General features: G+C 72.4%; 11 protein-coding genes and 1 pseudogene. 1 reads left to right on the forward strand and 11 read right to left on the reverse strand.

Going from position 1 to position 16,609, the window contains the following annotated elements; translation table 11 throughout:
- Nucleotides 1-36 precede the first annotated feature (36 nt).
- The 3 genes from DEJ16_RS12970 to DEJ16_RS12980 all read right to left on the reverse strand — a co-directional run bounded on the left by DEJ16_RS12970 (nt 37) and on the right by DEJ16_RS12980 (nt 3,750).
- Nucleotides 37-681 (reverse strand): DUF1990 family protein, encoded by a 645-nt coding sequence (locus tag DEJ16_RS12970; RefSeq protein ID WP_258365974.1) that lies wholly within the window; start codon nt 679-681, stop codon nt 37-39.
- Entirely contained in the window at nt 678-2,525 is a 1,848-nt protein-coding gene (gene lepA, locus DEJ16_RS12975) for a translation elongation factor 4 (protein WP_110825307.1), read from the reverse strand. The genes DEJ16_RS12970 and lepA overlap by 4 nt, the downstream gene beginning before the upstream one ends.
- Nucleotides 2,526-2,610: 85 nt before the next feature.
- Nucleotides 2,611-3,750 carry a pyridoxal phosphate-dependent aminotransferase gene (locus DEJ16_RS12980; protein WP_110825306.1) on the reverse strand — a complete coding sequence of 380 codons (1,140 nt, stop codon included), beginning with the start codon at nt 3,748-3,750 and terminating at the stop codon, nt 2,611-2,613.
- A 191-nt stretch (nt 3,751-3,941) separates the two neighbouring features.
- Between DEJ16_RS12980 and rpsT the strand changes: the two genes are divergently transcribed.
- On the forward strand, nt 3,942-4,202 hold the full coding sequence (rpsT, locus tag DEJ16_RS12985; RefSeq protein WP_110825305.1) for a 30S ribosomal protein S20: 261 nt from the start codon (nt 3,942-3,944) through the stop codon (nt 4,200-4,202).
- A 406-nt stretch (nt 4,203-4,608) separates the two neighbouring features.
- Here the strand turns inward: rpsT and holA are convergent, their stop codons facing one another.
- The 8 genes and pseudogenes from holA to cydB all read right to left on the reverse strand — a co-directional run bounded on the left by holA (nt 4,609) and on the right by cydB (nt 16,608).
- Nucleotides 4,609-5,628 (reverse strand): DNA polymerase III subunit delta, encoded by a 1,020-nt coding sequence (gene holA / locus DEJ16_RS12990; RefSeq protein WP_110825304.1) that lies wholly within the window; start codon nt 5,626-5,628, stop codon nt 4,609-4,611.
- A gap of 788 nt (nt 5,629-6,416) precedes the next feature.
- A pseudogene (locus DEJ16_RS16135) lies at nt 6,417-7,490 on the reverse strand (ComEC/Rec2 family competence protein); the annotation flags it as partial.
- 911 nt (nt 7,491-8,401) lie between these two features.
- Nucleotides 8,402-9,136, reverse strand: coding sequence for a ComEA family DNA-binding protein (locus DEJ16_RS13005; protein ID WP_181419593.1), 735 nt, complete (start codon nt 9,134-9,136; stop codon nt 8,402-8,404).
- A gap of 132 nt (nt 9,137-9,268) precedes the next feature.
- On the reverse strand, nt 9,269-9,463 hold the full coding sequence (locus DEJ16_RS13010) for a hypothetical protein (RefSeq protein ID WP_110825303.1): 195 nt from the start codon (nt 9,461-9,463) through the stop codon (nt 9,269-9,271).
- 120 nt (nt 9,464-9,583) lie between these two features.
- On the reverse strand, nt 9,584-12,139 hold the full coding sequence (leuS, locus tag DEJ16_RS13015) for a leucine--tRNA ligase (RefSeq protein ID WP_110825515.1): 2,556 nt from the start codon (nt 12,137-12,139) through the stop codon (nt 9,584-9,586).
- A 50-nt stretch (nt 12,140-12,189) separates the two neighbouring features.
- Nucleotides 12,190-13,905, reverse strand: coding sequence for a thiol reductant ABC exporter subunit CydC (cydC, locus tag DEJ16_RS13020; RefSeq protein WP_110825302.1), 1,716 nt, complete (start codon nt 13,903-13,905; stop codon nt 12,190-12,192).
- Nucleotides 13,902-15,590, reverse strand: coding sequence for a thiol reductant ABC exporter subunit CydD (gene cydD, locus DEJ16_RS13025; protein ID WP_110825301.1), 1,689 nt, complete (start codon nt 15,588-15,590; stop codon nt 13,902-13,904). Before cydD ends, cydC begins: the two co-directional genes overlap by 4 nt.
- Before the next feature lie 13 nt (nt 15,591-15,603).
- Entirely contained in the window at nt 15,604-16,608 is a 1,005-nt protein-coding gene (gene cydB / locus DEJ16_RS13030) for a cytochrome d ubiquinol oxidase subunit II (RefSeq protein WP_110825300.1), read from the reverse strand.
- Nucleotide 16,609: the final 1 nt, after the last annotated feature.

A 16,609-nucleotide genomic window follows, 5' to 3' on the forward strand; every position in this document is an offset into this window, starting at 1 on the left:
CCGTCAGGTGGGTCGCCCGGGTGGGTGACGGCCTGGTCAGTCGCCGCGCAGGGCGGCGAGGTACTTCTCGGCCATCACGCGCTGCTGGCGGCGCACCAGGGGGGCCACGAAACGCCACTTCCGGCTCGCCGGCTGCGAGAACTGCCGGACCTGCAGCCACACCGACCCGTCCGGCGTGCGCTCGACGACGAAGGACTCCTCGCCCGACAGCGGGTGCCCCTCGAGGGTGCCGTAGGCGAAGCCCTTCCGGTCGCGCTCGTCGATGATCGCCACGACCCGCACCGGTGCGTGCACCGTCTGCCCGAACGCGTGCATCGTCAGCGTCGCCGTCGTGCCCGCCGTCACGAGCGGTGTGCCGTCCGGCGCGGTCCGCTCGACCCGGGCCGACCCGATGGAGGCCGGGGCGATCGGGACGCCGTGCTCGTCGAACGTGACCGGGTTGTACCGCACCTCGTCGTCCTCGGGCGCGTCCTCGACCCGCACGCCCATGCCGCTGCGCTCCTGGATCTGCCACGTGAGCGCCTGCATCACGGCGGTCTCGAAGCGCTGGTCACCGTGCCCGATGCGGGCGCGGGACTCGGCGGGCGTGAAGCCCTCCGGCGGGTAGGTCATCAGGTCCGAGGCCTGGGTGGCGCCGACCGCGCCGTAGGTCAGCGCCGTCCGGTGCTGCCCGCGGCTCACTTCTTCTTCTCTTCCACGTCGCCGGAGAGCGCCGCGATGAAGGCCTCCTGCGGCACCTCGACCCGACCGATGGTCTTCATGCGCTTCTTGCCCTCCTTCTGCTTCTCGAGGAGCTTGCGCTTCCGGGTGATGTCACCGCCGTAGCACTTCGCCAGGACGTCCTTGCGCATCGCGCGGATGCTCTCGCGGGCGATGATGCGGGCGCCGATCGCGGCCTGGATCGGGACCTCGAACTGCTGGCGCGGGATGAGCTTCCGCAGGCGCTCGGTCATCAGCGTGCCGTACGCGTAGGCCTTCTCACGGTGCACGATCGCGCTGAAGGCGTCGACCTGGTCGCCCTGCAGCAGAATGTCGACCTTCACGAGGTCGGCCGCCTGGTCGCCGGTGGGCTCGTAGTCGAGGCTGGCGTAGCCCTGCGTCTTGCTCTTCAGCTGGTCGAAGAAGTCGAACACGATCTCGCCGAGCGGGATCTCGTAGCGGATCTCGACCCGGTCCTCGCCGAGGTACTCCATGCCGAGCAGCGACCCGCGCCGCTGCTGGCAGAGGTCCATGATCGCGCCGACGTAGTCCTTCGGGGCGAGGATGGCCGCGCGGACCATCGGTTCGCGGACCTCGACGATGCGGCCGGTCGGGAACTCCGACGGGTTCGTGACCTCGGTGACGGTGTTGTCCTCGGTCGTGACCTCGTAGACCACGCTCGGCGCGGTCGTGATGAGGTCGAGGTCGAACTCGCGCCGCAGCCGCTCGGTGATGATCTCGAGGTGCAGCAGGCCGAGGAAGCCGCAGCGGAAGCCGAAGCCGAGGGCCACCGACGTCTCCGGCTCGTAGACCAGCGCCGCGTCGGACAGCTTCAGCTTGTCGAGCGCCTCACGGAGCACCGGGTAGTCGCTGCCGTCGATCGGGTAGAGGCCCGAGAACACCATCGGCTTCGGGTCCGTGTACCCGGACAGTGCCTCGGTCGCCGGACGCTGCGCGCTCGTGACCGTGTCACCGACCTTGGACTGGCGGACGTCCTTCACGCCGGTGATGAGGTACCCGACCTCGCCGACGGAGAGCCCCTTGGTGGGCGTCGGCTCCGGGTTCGACACCCCGATCTCGAGGATCTCGTGCGTCGACTTGGTCGACATCATCTGGACCTTCTCGCGCGGCTTGATCGAACCGTCGATCATGCGCACGTACGTCACGACACCGCGGTAGCTGTCGTACACGGAGTCGAAGATCATCGCGCGGGGTGCGGCGTCGACCGTGCCGACGGGCGCCGGGACGGTCCGCACCACGCGGTCGAGCAGCTCCGCGACGCCCTGTCCGGTCTTGCCGGAGACCCGCAGCACGTCCTCCGGCTCCCCGCCGATGAGCTGCGCGAGCTCGGCGGCGTACTTCTCCGGCTCGGCGGCCGGCAGGTCGATCTTGTTGAGGACCGGGATGATCTCGAGGTCGTTCTCGAGCGCCAGGTACAGGTTCGCGAGCGTCTGGGCCTCGATGCCCTGTGCGGCGTCGACGAGCAGGATCGCGCCCTCGCACGCGGCCAGGGAGCGGGACACCTCGTACGAGAAGTCGACGTGGCCCGGCGTGTCGATCATGTTCAGCGCGAAGGTCTCGCCGTCGAGCTCCCACGGCATGCGGACGGCCTGGGACTTGATCGTGATGCCGCGCTCGCGCTCGATGTCCATCCGGTCGAGGTACTGCGCACGCATCGCCCGGTCCTCGACGATGCCGGTGATCGACAGCATGCGGTCGGCCAGCGTGGACTTGCCGTGGTCGATGTGCGCGATGATGCAGAAGTTGCGGATCGCGGCGGCCGGCGTCGAGGCGGGCTCGAGCGGCGCAGATGCTTGTGGGCTCACGGTTCCTCGGGGTGGGTCGGACGGTCCGACGATTGTCCCATGCTCGCGCCTCGGCGGCGCGCAGTGTGCGGGTGTCCGTGGACGGTCAGGGCGTCGGCAGGGCCCCGAGACCGCGACGGAGGTCCTCCGGCGTCGCCGCGAGACAGACGCGGATCCAGCCCTCGCCGGTCCGACCGAACGCGCTGCCCGGTGCGACGGCGACCCGCTCACGCTGCAGGAACGCGAGCGCCCATTCGGCGACGTCCCCGTCCGTCGCGTGCGACACGTCGATCCAGAGGTAGAACGCGCCCTTCGGGTCGTTGTAGCGGATGCCGGCGGCGTCGAGCACGCCGGTCGCGACCTCCAGGTTCCGGCGGTAGTGCTCGCGGGCGTCCTGCACGGGCGAGTGGTCGCCGACGATCGCCGCGAGGGCGGCCCACTGGTCGGGTTCGGCCACGCAGCTGATGATCGACTCCTGCACGGTCCGCATCGTCGGACCGAGGCCCTTCGGGGTCACGAGGTACCCGACCCGGACGCCGGTCATCGCGTACGTCTTGCTCAGCGAGAAGGCTGAGAACACCCGGTCGTCCTCGTCGAGCGACGCCAGGCTGACGTGCCGGGTGCCGTAGGTGAAGTACTCGTACACCTCGTCGCTGATCACCCACAGGTCGTGGCGCTTCGCGAGGGCCAGCAGGTCCCGCAGCGTCTGCTCGCCGAAGACGGAGCCGAGGGGGTTGGAGGGCGAGTTGACGACGATGGCGCGCGTGTGGTCGGTGATCCGCGCCTCCAGGGCGGCCAGGTCGGGCTCGAAACCGTGCGCCGGCGACAACTGGTACGGCACCGGGTCGGCACCGATGATGTGCGCGTTCATCGTGAAGGTCGTGTACCCGGGATCCGGCACGAGGACCTCGTCCCCGGGCGAGAGCACGAGCGTCATCGCGGTGAACAGCGCCTGCGTCGCCCCGACCGTCACCCACACCTGCTCGAGGTCGACGTCCACCCGGTTCTCGCGCCGGAGCTTCTCCTGGATCGCCTGGCGCAGCTGCGGGATGCCGCCGTTCGGGCCGTAGTCGGTGCGGTCCTCGGCCCATGCGCGGCGGGCGGCGTCACCGATGTGCTTCGCGACCGGGACGTCCGGCTCGCCGATCACGAGCATCGTCACGTCGTCGAGGAGTGACGCCTGCTCGAAGACCCGGCGGATGCCCGAGGGCGGGACGGTGTCGATGCGGGGCGCGAGGGACGGCATCCCGTCACCGTAACCCGTCACGATCCCGCCGCGTGTCCGACGTGTTGCGCTTTGGTGACGCGGGGTCGGCCTGGTAACGTTGCTGGCTGGCTTACGCGTTCCGTCGCCCACGGGTGGAACGCGATGCGACGAAGGGCCCCTCTACCCGGGATCGCAACCACCCGTCCGAGACGAAACCAGGAGCAACACGCATGGCGAACATCAAGTCGCAGCTCAAGCGCATCAAGACCAACCAGAAGGCCACCGACCGCAACAAGGCGTACAAGTCGGAGCTGAAGACGTACATCCGTCACACCAACGAGGCCATCGCCTCGGGCGACAAGGACAAGGCCGTCGCCGCCCTGTCGCTCGCCGCGAAGAAGCTCGACAAGGCCGTGAGCAAGGGTGTCATCCACAAGAACCAGGCCGCGAACCGCAAGTCGGCCATCGCGAAGAAGGTCTCCACGCTCTGATCTGAGTCGCTGACGACCGAAGGCCCTGCACCGGTGGTGCGGGGCCTTCGTCGTTCCCGGGTGCTGCGGCGCGGCCGCGGTGCGGTGCGGTGCGGTGCGGTGCGGTGCGGTGCGGTGCGGTGCGGTGCGGTGCGGCCGCGCGGCGTCAACTGGTTTCCGCCCGCCGGATCCGGTCCACACCACGGGGATCAGCGGTTCGAACGGGAAGTCGTTGTGCGCAGCCGGACGGAACCGCGGCTGGTCGAGGTCGGCGCGTGGGGCGCCGTCGGTCGGCGCGCAGGCGCCGCGGCATCGACGGTCGGCGTGCAGATGCGGCGGCATCGGGGTCGGCGCGCAGACGCGGCGGCATCGGCGGTCGGCGCGCAGACGCGGCGGCGCCGACGCTCGGCCGGGAGGCCCGGAAGCGTCAGCGGGCCTCGCCGCGCCGGGCGATGGTGCGGACCATGAGCTCGAGGGCGAAGTGCGCGTCACGGGAGCCGCCCTTCACGGCGGCGTCCGCCTCGGCGATGCTCGTGATCGCGTTCGCGAGGCCGGCTTCGCTCCACCCGGCGACGTCCCGTTGAGCGCGCTGCACCTGCCACGGCGCCAGGCCGAGCGCGGAAGCGGCCTGCCCGCTCGAGCCGCGGAAGGAACTCACCTTCGCCATCGTGCGGATCTTGCTCGCGAAGGCGGCGACGATCGGGACCGGTGCCTCACCGGTCGCGAGGGCGTGCCGCAGTTCGACGATCGCCGGGGCGGACCGACCGGCGAGGGCGATGTCCGCCACCTTGAACGCGTTCGTCTCGACCCGGCCGCCGTAGTACTTGTCGACCGTGCGGTCGGTGATCTCGTCGGCTTCGTCGGCGAGGAGCTGCCGGCACGCGGCGGCGAGTTCGGCGAGGTCGTCGGCGAACGCGGCGACGAGTGTCCGCACCGCCGACGGCGCGATCTTCCGACGGGCGGCGCGGAACTCCGCGTTGACGAAGTCGATCCGGTCGGTGTCGCGCTTGATCTCGTCGCACTGGACCTCGATGCCGCCACCGACCCCGCTGCGGATGGTGTCGAGGAGCTTCTTGCCCCGCACTCCCCCACCGTGTCGGAGCACCAGGGTGACGTCGTCGGCGGGACCCTGGAGGTACGAGATGCTCTCGGTGATGAAGGCGTCCGTGCACTTCTCGACGTTCGTGACGCGCACGAGACGGGGTTCGCCGAACAGGGACGGGCTCGCCAGGGTCGCCAGCAGGCCCGGGGCGTACTGGTCGGCCTCGAGGTCGTGGACCTCGAGTGCCGGGTCCTCACCGACGAGCAGGTCGCGCAGCATGCCGATCGAGCGCTCGGCCAGGAAGGTCTCGGCACCGGTGACCAGGACGACCGGGGCGGGACGGATCGCCGACCACGGGACCTGGTCGATCTTCGCTGCGGCGCGCGCGGGCTTCTTGGCGGGCATGCGGGTCCTTCCGGTGGTGCTGGGCGGCGACGCCGGCCCTCCCGCTGCACGGTCGGCAGCGGTCGGGGTCGCCTCGATCCTACGGGCGTCAGCCGACGGCCCGGGCCGACGACGGAGACCGGGGCTGCGGGCCTGCTGCCGGTGCGGCGGATGCCCTCGTCCGGACCGTCGTCGTCATCGTGGCGCTCGGTCCACACCTCGAGCGGGCGAGGACCGGCCGGACCGGCGCTTCCGCCGGGAGCACCGTCATCGGCACCGTCGCCCCCGTCCGTCGGCTCTCCGCCCCGGATGACGATCGTGCCCGACCGGTCCGTCCGGTACGGGGTGGTGCCGGCAGCGACGAGCATCTCCAGCGCCCGCTCCGTCGGGTGCCCGTAGTCGTTGTCCGCCCCGACGCCGATCAATCCGACACGGGCGGCGAGCACGCGGTAGAGGTCCGGATCCTGGTCGGCGGATCCGTGGTGCGCGACCTTCACGACGTCCACCGGGGACAGGGTCTCCGGTGGCGCCGTCCGCAGGAGCCGCCGTTGCGCGTCCTCCCCCAGGTCCCCGAGCAACAGCGCCGTCGTGCACCCCGGGCAGCGCCGGCCCGGTGCCGGGTCGATCCGTAGGACGATGCTCGCCGCGTTGCCCGAACGGTCGTCGCCCGCTGGTGGCCAGGTCACCCGCCACCGCAGGTCGCCGAGCACGCCCCCGGTCCCGTCGGCGGCGCGGCGGACGTCGACACCGGCCGTGCGGAGCTCGGACACCACGCGCACGTCCGCGGGCCGGCCGACCGGTCCGACGAGGGCGATGTCCACCTCACCCGCGACCTCGTCGACCGCACCGACGTGGTCACGGTCGAAGTGCGTCAGGACGAGCAGGTCGATGTGCTCGACGCCGAGCAGGGTGAGGCACGCCCGGAGTCGCTCAGGGTCGTCGCCGGTGTCGACCAGTGCCGTCTGCCCGTCGCTCCTGAGCAGGGTCGCGTCGCCCTGGCCGACGTCGCACATCGCGGTGGTCCAGCCCGTCGGCACCGTACTGCGGACGAGCACGTCGGGCACGGTGACCGCACCGACACCGAGGACGACCGTCACCGCCGCTCCGACACAGGCCAGCCGTCGGACCCGCCCTGGACGGAGCACCGCGACCACCAGCGCGGCGCAGACCACGGTCGCGAGGAGGACCCCGACCGGGGCAGCCGGCCACGGGGCCGAGGCCGCCGGCAGTGCCGCGGCGCGGTCCGCGATCTCCCCGATGCCGGCGGCGGGGACCCACCCGACCGTCGCGAGGAGCTGCGCTCCGGACGGCCACAGCGGGGCGAGGAGGCACGCCACGAGCCCCACGACGGTCGCGACCGGTGCGAGCACCTCGGCGAGCAGGTTGGCCGGCACGGCGTAGGTCGGTAGCGTGGGAGACAGCGCGACCGTGACGGGCCAGCACGCGATCTGTGCGGCGACGGGCACGGCGACCGCGGCGGCCACCGGGGGCCAGAACCGCCGCGTGAGCAGCTCCGTCAGCGGTGGGCCGAGGACCACGATCCCGGAGGTCGCCAGGACCGAGAGCATGAACGCCGGTGACCGCGCCACCCACGGGTCGGCGACGAGCATCCCGATGGCCGCGAGCGCGACGAGCGGCACACCGCGTACCGGCCGCCCGGTCACGTGCACGACGAGCGCCACGATGGCCATCACTGATGCCCGGGTGATGGACGGGTCCGGCCGCACGAGCACCACGAACCCGAGCAACACCACGACGGCAGCGCCGGCACGCGCCGCACGAGGAGCACCGACCGCCCGTCCGAGCAGCACCACCAACGCGACGATGACGGCGCAGTTCGACCCGGAGACGGCAGTGAGGTGGGTCAGGGCAGCGGCTTCCATGGCGCGCTCGGTGTCCGCGTCGAGTCCGGACCGGTCGCCGATGGCCAACCCGCGGAGCAGTGCGGCACCGGGTTCCGGCAGGTCGGCGGTGACGGCGACGAAGGCGGACCGGGCGGCTGCGGTGCCGCCGAGCAGGCCGTGCGGCGGTGCGGCCGGACCGAGGTCACCACGGACGAAGAGGACGAACGCCGTCGGCGCTCCGGGCTCGTCGGCCTCGAGCTGACCGCGCACCTGGACGACCGACCCGGCCGCGAGCGCCTCCCGACGCGGTTCGTCGAGCGCGGGCACGATCCGGACCGGGACGCGCAGGCCGTCGTGCCGCGGGGTGCGCGCTCCGACCGCCAGGAGCGTCCCGACCACGGACCGGTCCGCGGGCGGGAGGTCACGGTCGAGACGCACCTGCGCGTGGACGGTCCGGCCGGACACGGCGCGGACCGCCGCTGGCTCTCGTCGTCCCTGGCCCACCGCGACCGCCACGGACACCAGAGCGACGAGGAGCGCGGCCGTGAGCACCAGGGCCGCCACTGCCCGCACCGAGGCGGTCACACCCGGTCCGGAGGGTCGTCGGTCGACGGCGAGGCTGCCCGACCGCGCCGGTCCCTCCCGGCGTCGGAGCACGACCGTCACGAGCGCCACCACTGCCACAGCGGCCGCCCCCGCACCGATCCAAGCAGCTGCATGGGGAGCGCCGACCACGAGCGCGACGACGACCCACGTGCCTGCGGCCGGCCCGGCGAGCCGGAGATCGGCCACGGAGGCGCGCTGCCCCCGGCCAGCCGCGACCGGGACGGCACCGTGGACGTCGAGGTCGCGTGCGCGCGGTTCGTGCGGCGCCGTCCGAGGCGTCTGCACCCCCGTCGACCCCGTGCTCGCACCCGTCGACCCCGTGCTCGCACCCGTCGTCCTCGTGTTCACACGCGCACCCGGTCCCGGAGCTCAGCGAAGCGCGCGTCGCCGATGCCGCTGACCTCGAGCAGGTCCTCGACGGCCTGGAAGCCGCCGTGCTCCTCCCGCCAGGTCAGGATGCGCTGGGCCATGGCCGGACCGATCCCGGGGAGCGTCTCGAGCGTCGTGGCATCGGCGGTGTTGAGGTCCACGACCGCGTCCGCCGATGGTCCCCCGTCCACCCCGGCTCCGGTTCCGGTCGCACCTCCGCCGCCACCGCCCGCCGGGAGTTCGGCGGGCACCTCGGTCTCCCCGACGCGGGGGACGTACAGCCGCTCACCGTCGACGACGGGCCGCGCCAGGTTCAGTCGGGTGAGGTCGGCGTCCGCCGCGGCTCCCCCGGCCGCGTCGAGTGCATCGGCGACCCGGTCACTCGCGGCCACCCGCACCACACCGGGATGCGCCACCGCCCCGACCACGTACACGACGGCGACGGTGTCCGGCGCGGACGCTCCCGCACCCGCGGCACCGCTCGAGGCCTGCACGCTCGGCTCGACCGGTGTCCCGGTCGCCCCCGCAGCGGCAGCTCCGCCGTCGTCGGACGCGGCCACCGTCGGCGCGCCCGACACCACCGTCACGCCCGTGCCGACGCTGCCGTCGCCGTCGGCGCCCCCGCCCAGCCAGACCACGCCGACCGCGACCAGCACCACGACGCCGACGAGCACCAGGGCGGCACGGGGCGAGAGCGCGAAGCGGGACATGCCGGAACGCTACGGAGCCCGGTTCCCGGATCCGGCCCGAACGGTGCGCCTGTGGACGACCGCCGCTCCCCGGTCAGATGTGGAGGGACGCCCTCTGCTCGACGCCTGGCACGCTGGGACGGACCTGCGGTCTCAACGCTCGTCCTGGTTCCGCAGGCTCCACACGGCTCGCCGCAGGGTGATGGGCATCACGACGACCAACAACAGCCACGAGCCGATGTTCGCCGTGTTGAGGACCGCGTTCACGATGCCCACGAGCAGCAGCAGGCTCGACGAGACCATCGTGGTCAGGGCGAACCACCGCGGCCACGGTCGCTGTGGCTTCACATCGGTACCGTACCGGTCGCTGCGCTGGTCGGTCCTGGCCGTGACTTCGGTCTCGGCCGGGACACGGCGACGACGCCGGAGGCGGTGGGCGCACGCCTGGCGTACGGCATGCCCCGGCTGCTACCCCTTGATCGCGATGTTCACGAGCTTCGGCGCCCGCACGATGACCTTCACGATCTCCCGGTCCCCGATGTACCGCTGCACAGCCGCCGAGTCCCGGGCGAGCTGCTCGAGCTCGTCCGCCTCGATCGACTTCGACACCTCGAACGAGTCGCGCACCTTGCCGTTGACCTGCACGACCGCGGTCAGGGTCTCCTGCACGAGCAACGTCGGGTCGGCCTTCCGCCACCCGAACGTCGCGACCGGCGAGTCGTAGCCGAGCGTCTGCCACATCTCCTCGCCGGTGTACGGCGCGAAGACGCTCAGGCCCAGGGCGATCGTCTCCGCGGCCTCGCGCACGGCGGGGTCGGCGGCGCCGGGGCCGCTGTCGATCGCCTTGCGGGTGACGTTGACCAGGTCCATGAGCCGCGCGATCACGACGTTGAACTTGAACGACTCCATCAGGCCCGGGGCGTCGGACAGGAAACGGTGGGTGGCCTGGCGGACACCACGGTCCCCGGTGGACCACACCGCGTCGGGCGTCGAGGTGACGTCGACGGCGATGCGGTACGCGCGGGCCAGGAAGCGTGCGGAGGCCGCCGGCGAGACGTCCTCCCAGTTGATGTCGTCCTCGGGCGGTCCCGCGAAGCCCATCACGAGACGGATCGCGTCGACGCCGTGTGTGTCGAGCTCGTCGCCGAGCGAGACGCCGCCCTTCGACTTCGACATCTTCGAGCCACCGGAGAGCACCATGCCCTGGTTGAGCAGCGCCGAGAAGGGCTCGGTGAAGTCGAGGTAGCCGAGGTCGAAGAGCACCTTCGTGACGAAGCGTGCGTAGAGCAGGTGCAGGATCGCGTGCTCGACGCCGCCGATGTACTGGTCGACCGGGGCCCACTTGTTGACGAGCGCCGGGTCGAACGCCTGCGTCGCGTCCTGCGGGGACAGGAAGCGCAGGAAGTACCACGACGAGTCGACGAAGGTGTCCATCGTGTCCGGGTCGCGGCGGGCGGGACTGCCGTCCACCGGGTTCGGCACGTTGACCCACTCGGTCGCGCCACCGAGGGGCGACGTGCCCTTCGGCTTGAGGTCGAGGCCCTCGGTGTCGGGCAGGACCACGGGCAGCTGGTCCTCGGGCACCGGGTACTGGGTGCCGTCCTCGCCGTGGATGATCGGGATCGGGGTGCCCCAGAAGCGCTGGCGGGAGATGAGCCAGTCACGCAGGCGGTACGTCTTGGCGGCGCGTCCGGTGCCGCGCTCCTCGAGCAGGCCGATCGCCGCGGTGATGGCGTGCTGCTTGCTCATGCCGTCGAGCGGTCCGGAGTTGATCATCCGGCCCTGCCCGGTGAGTGCCTCCCCCGTGGAGACCGGGTCGAGCGCCGGCAGGTCCTCGAGCGTCGCACCCTCGGAGATGACCGGGATCGCGCCGGTGACGGCCTGGTTCGTGTCGACGACCACCTTGACGGGCAGGTCGAAGGCGCGGGCGAAGTCGAGGTCGCGCTGGTCGTGGGCGGGGACGGCCATGACGGCTCCGTGCCCGTAGTCGGCGAGGACGTAGTCGGCAGCCCAGAGCGGCAGGCGCTCCCCGGTGAGCGGGTGGATCGCCGAGCGGCCGAGCGGCACACCCGTCTTCGGGCGGTCGGCGTTCTGCCGGTCGATGTCCGACGCCTTCTGCGTGGCGACCAGGTACTCCTGGAAGGCGGCGCGGGTGGCGTCGTCGACGGACGGGTCGGCGACGAGTTCCGCGGCCAGGTCCGAGTCGGGCGCCACGACCAGGAAGGTCACACCGTGGATGGTGTCCGGACGCGTGGTGAAGACCGTGACGGGCTCGTCCCGACCCTCGATGACGAAGTCGACGTCGGCGCCGACCGAGCGGCCGATCCAGTTGCGCTGCATCGCGATGACCTTCGACGGCCACCGTCCCTCGAGCTGGTTGAGGTCGTCGAGCAGCCGGTCCGCGTAGTCCGTGATCTTGAAGTACCACTGCGTCAGCTTCTTCTTGACGACGACGGCGCCGGAACGGTCCGAGGTGCCGTCGGGCAGGACCTGCTCGTTGGCCAGGACGGTCTGGTCCACCGGGTCCCAGTTGACCCAGCTGTCCTTCCGGTACGCCAGGCCCTTCTCGTACATCTTGAGGAACAGCCACTGGTTCCACTTGTAGTACTCGGGGTCCGAGGTGTGGATCTCGGTCGACCAGTCGAACGACGGCGCGTAGCGTTTGAAGGAGGCCTTCTGCTGCGCGATGTTCGCGTAGGTCCAGTCCTTCGGGTCGACGCCCCGCTTGATCGCCGCGTTCTCGGCGGGCAGCCCGAACGAGTCCCAGCCGATGGGGTGGAGCACGTTGAAGCCCTGCTGCCGCCAGTACCGCGCCACGAAGTCGCCGAGCGCCCAGTTCTCGGCGTGCCCCATGTGCAGGTCACCGGACGGGTACGGGAACATCTCGAGGATGTACTTGCGCGGGCGCTTGTCGTCGGGGTCGGCGGTGAAGAGGCCGAGCTCTTCCCACCGTGCCTGCCACTTCTCCTGGATGCGCCGGAAGTCGTAGGTGTGCGGGTCCTCGACGTGCTGCTCGATGGTCACGGTCCACAACGATACAAGCCGGGAGGCTCCTCCTGCGTCCTCCGGTCGGCTCACGCCGCGAGCAGGCGTCCGTCCGCCATCCGGAGGGTCCGGTCGACGAGGTCGGCCGGCACCGGCACGTGGGAGACGACGAGGAGCGTGCGCCCCGCTGCGCGGGCCGTCGACACCAGGTCGCGCAGGACGGCGTCGCCGAGGTCGGGGTCGATGTCGGCGGTCGGTTCGTCGAGCACGAGGACCGGGAACGCGTGCAGGAGCGCCCGCGCGAGCGCCAGTCGGTGGGCCTGCCCGCCGGACACGAGCGCCCCGCGCTCCCCCACGCCCGCGTCGAGTCCACCGCGACGGGCCACCCACTCGCCGAGACCGACGCGGTCGAGCACCGCGAGCAGGTCCTCGTCCGTCGCACTGTCCCTGGCGAACAGCAGGTTCTGGCGGACCGACTGGTCGAACACGAACGGGTCCTGCTCGATGAACCCCACCCGGGCGCGGACGGCGTCGGGGTGCAGCGTCCGCGCCTCCACGCCGTCCAGCGTGTAGCTGCCCGTGTGCTCGACGAACCGGACGAGTGCGTCGACGAGGGACGACTTGCCCGACCCGCTCGGCCCGCGCAGCACGACGACCTCACCGGGCTCGAGGTCGAACGACACCTCGTCCACCGCTGGTGCCGCGGCACCGGGCCACCGGACGGAGAGGTCCCGCACGCGGACGGCCACGGTCGCGGGCGCGGCGAGTTCCTCGGCGGAGGCCGCGGCGTCCGGCTCCGGCACCAGGCCGGTGGGTAGCTCGGCGGGCACGACCTGCTCGACACGCTCCGCGGCCGCGCGCACACGGCGCAGGGTCAGGACCGCCAGCGGCACGACGCCGACGACCTCGGACAGGGCGAGCGGGACGAACACCGCCAGCGCCCAGAGCGGACCGTCGAGGGCACCCGACACCACCGCGGGCGCACCGACGGCGAGGACACCGAGGACGGCGGCACCGCAGACGAGCCCGACGAGCGCGCCGACGAGGGACTCCACCGCCCCGCGGCGACGGACGGCACGCGTGACGCGGTCGTCCAGCCGCGCGATGTGCGCGAGCCGTTCCTCGAGGGTGCCGTACGCGGTGAAGACGTCGAGCGTCCGCACGGTGTCGAGCACGAGGTCGGCGACGTGCCCGCGGTCCGCAGCGGTCTCCCGGTCCGACCGGGTCGCGACGACGCTCGTGACGACCGTGCCGACGAGCGCGGCGACGCCGAGCGCCAGCAGGAGCACGAGGGCGGCCGGCGGGGACACGAACGCGACCGCGACCACGGAGAGCAGAGCCGTGACCCCGGCCGAGACGAGCGGGCCGACCACCCGGATGGGCAGGTCCTGCAGGCGGTCGGTGTCGGTGACCAGCCGTGTCAGGAGGTCGCCGCGACCGGACGACCCGAGTCCGGCCGGCGCGACGGAGGCGAGTCTGCGGTACATCTCGGTGCGCACGACGGCGAGTTGCCGGAACGATGCGTCGTGACCGGACAGGCGGTCGACGTACCGGAGGGCGGCGCGGCCGAGCGCGAAGGCGCGGACGCCGACCATGACGAGGGTGAGGTACAGGATCGGCGGGTGCTCGGCGGCCCGGGTGATGAGGTACCCGCTCGCGGCGAGGAGCGCGACGGCGCACAACGCGCTGAGCACGCCGGCGGCGACCGCCTTCGCCCATCCGCGACCACGGGGCATCGCGAGCCGGAGGACCGACGGAGGACGGGCCTCCCGGGCGGTCCCGGTCGTGCCGTCGGGCGCGCTCATGCGGACACCGCCTGCGCGGTCCGGACGGCGACCGAGCCGTCGGGGGTGGTCGACACGACGACGTCGGCCGCTGCGACGACGGCCGGACGGTGGCTGGCGACGACCACGACCGCGCCGCCGTCCGCGAGCCGCCGCACGGCGGCGACCACGAGCGCCTCGGACTCGGCATCGAGCGCCGACGTCGGCTCGTCGAGGAGCACCAGCGGCGTGCTGGCGGCCGCGGCCCGGTACAGCCCGCGCGCCACGGCGACGCGTTGCGCCTCACCGCCCGACAGTCCGGCACCGCCGGAGCTGACCGCCAGGCCCGGGTCCACGCCCAGCCCGACCGCACCGAGCGCGCTCCGTACCTGTGCGGCGTCGCCTCCGGCGGCGGACAGGGTCACGTTCTCGGCGACGGTGCCGCGGACGAGCCGCGCCCGCTGGTCCACCCAGGTGGTCCGGTCCGCCACGGACACGTCGGCCGGACCGGGGACGACGACCGTGCCCTCGTGCGGGAGCACACCGCGGAGTGCGGCGAGGAGGCTCGACTTGCCGGATCCGCTCGGTCCGGCGAGCGCGACCACGGTCCCGGCGGGAGCGGTCAGGTCGACCGGGCCGATGACGACGTCCGGCCGGTGCACGGTCACGCCGCTGAGGACCAGCGCGCCGGCGTCCCCGGTCCCCGTCGGCCGGCTGGGCACCGTCGACGACTCGGGGACGGCCTGCTGCGGGTCGGCGTGCTGAGGCTCGGCGAGCACGTCGAGGACGGCCTGCGAGGCCTCGACCCCGTCCTGGGCCGCGTGGAAGTCGGCGCCGACCTGCCGGATCGGGGCGAACGCCTCGGGTGCGAGGACGAGCACGAACATCGCCGCGCCGAGGCCGAGCGACCCGTCCACGAGCCGGATGCCGATCGACACCGCGACCAGGGCGACGGACAGGCTCGCGGCGAGTTCGAGCGCGAACCCGCTGACGAACGACAGTCGGAGCACGCCCAGGGTGCCGCGGCGGTACTCGTCGGTGACCCGGTCGATCCGACCGACCTGCCGCCGGGCCCGTCCGAACACCTTGAGGGTCGCCAGGCCCTCGACCGCCTCCGTGAACGCCCCGCCGAGTCGGGCGAGCGCGTCCGCCTGACGGCGCTGCAGTGTCTGCGTGGCCAGACCGATGAGGACCATGAAGACCGGGATGACCGGCATCGCGCACACGATGACGACGGCGCTCGTCAGGTCCCCGAGCGCGATCGCGACCACGAGGACCGGGGTCGCGACCGCCGTGAGCGCGAGCTGCGGCAGGTAGCGGCCGAAGTACGCGTCGAGGGCGTCGAGACCCGGACCGAGCGTCGTGGCGAACCCGGCGCTCGACCGACCGGCGAGCCACCCGGGGCCCCGTTCGGCCGCGCGCCGGAGCACGGCGGCGCGGAGTTCGCTCTTCACGCGGGCCCCCGCGCGCGCCGCCAGGTCGTCGGTGGCCCATGCCGCGAGCGCGCGGAGCAGGAACGCCGCGCCGAGGAGCGCGAGTGTGGCCGGGAACGTCCCGGGCACCTGCCCGTCCCGGACCGCGTCGACGACCTGGGTCACCGCCGTGGCGATGCCCCAGGCGATCCCGATGGTGGCGGTCGTCCGCACCACGCCCGTCCCGGCGGCGGCGAGGACGAACCCGCGCGCGGTCCGGGACAGCCGGAGCAGACGGGGGTCGAGCGGCTTCATCCGGGCCTCCTGGTCAGTGCGCGGCCTGCGCGACGGTCGCGCGCGAGACCCGCTTGCGGAAGACCCAGTACGTCCACGCCTGGTACGCGAGCACGAGCGGCAGGAACACCACCGCGACCCAGCTCATCACGGTCAACGTGTAGTCGCCGGAGGAGGCGTTCGCGACGGTGAGGCTGTTCGCCGGGTCGTTCGACGCCGGCATGACGTCGGGGAACACGGCGGTGAACATGGCCAGGACGACCGCGCCGATCGTGACGGCCATGAGCGTGAACGCTCGCCCCTCCCGCCCGCGGGCGGCGCAGAGGACCGCGACCACCAGCGCGACCGCGGCGACGGCGGACAGCACGAGCGACGCCGGGGTGGCGCGGACGGACGCCATCGTGACGAGGAACGCGGCGGCCACCGCGATGGTGAGGACACCGGAGCGCTTCGCCAGCCGGATGGCCCGCTCACGCATCTCCCCCTCGGTCTTCAGCGCGACGAAGACGACGCCGTGCGTGAAGAACACCAGGAGCGTCGTCACGCCGGTGAGCAGGGCGAAGGGGTTGAGCAGGTCGAACAGGGTGCCGGTGTAGTCGTGCCCGGCGTCCATCGGGATCCCCCGCACGACGTTGCCGAACGCGACGCCCCACAGGAACGACGGCACCGCGCTGCCGACGATGATCATGAGGTCGAAGCGGCGCTTCCACTCGAGGCGCTTGTCCTGGTGGCGGTACTCGAACGACACCCCGCGGGCGATGAGCGCGGCCAGGATGAGCAGCAGCGCCAGGTAGAAGCCGGAGAACATCGTCGCGTACCACTCCGGGAACGCCGCGAACAGGCACGCTCCGGCGACGATGACCCAGGTCTCGTTGAGGTCCCAGACGGGGCCGATGGTGTTGATGAGCACGCGTCGGTCGGTGTCGTCCTTGCCGAGGAACGGCAGGGACATCCCGACACCGAAGTCGAACCCGTCGAGCACGAAGTACCCGACGAAGAACAGTCCGACGATCGCGAACCAGAGAACAGGCAGGTCCATC

It is taken from the genome of Curtobacterium sp. MCJR17_055 (genome assembly GCF_003224335.1).
GTDB lineage: Bacteria > Actinomycetota > Actinomycetes > Actinomycetales > Microbacteriaceae > Curtobacterium.

Excerpts from the sequence above, each read along its gene's own strand:
- holA (WP_110825304.1), bottom strand. The coding sequence starts at position 5,628 with ATGCCCGCCAAGAAGCCCGCGCGCGCCGCAGCGAAGATCGACCAGGTC.
- cydB (WP_110825300.1), bottom strand. The coding sequence starts at position 16,608 with ATGGACCTGCCTGTTCTCTGGTTCGCGATCGTCGGACTGTTCTTCGTC.
- DEJ16_RS13005 (WP_181419593.1), bottom strand. The coding sequence starts at position 9,136 with ATGTCCCGCTTCGCGCTCTCGCCCCGTGCCGCCCTGGTGCTCGTCGGC.
- cydC (WP_110825302.1), bottom strand. The coding sequence starts at position 13,905 with ATGAGCGCGCCCGACGGCACGACCGGGACCGCCCGGGAGGCCCGTCCT.
- cydD (WP_110825301.1), bottom strand. The coding sequence starts at position 15,590 with ATGAAGCCGCTCGACCCCCGTCTGCTCCGGCTGTCCCGGACCGCGCGC.
- rpsT (WP_110825305.1), top strand. The coding sequence starts at position 3,942 with ATGGCGAACATCAAGTCGCAGCTCAAGCGCATCAAGACCAACCAGAAG.
- DEJ16_RS12980 (WP_110825306.1), bottom strand. The coding sequence starts at position 3,750 with ATGCCGTCCCTCGCGCCCCGCATCGACACCGTCCCGCCCTCGGGCATC.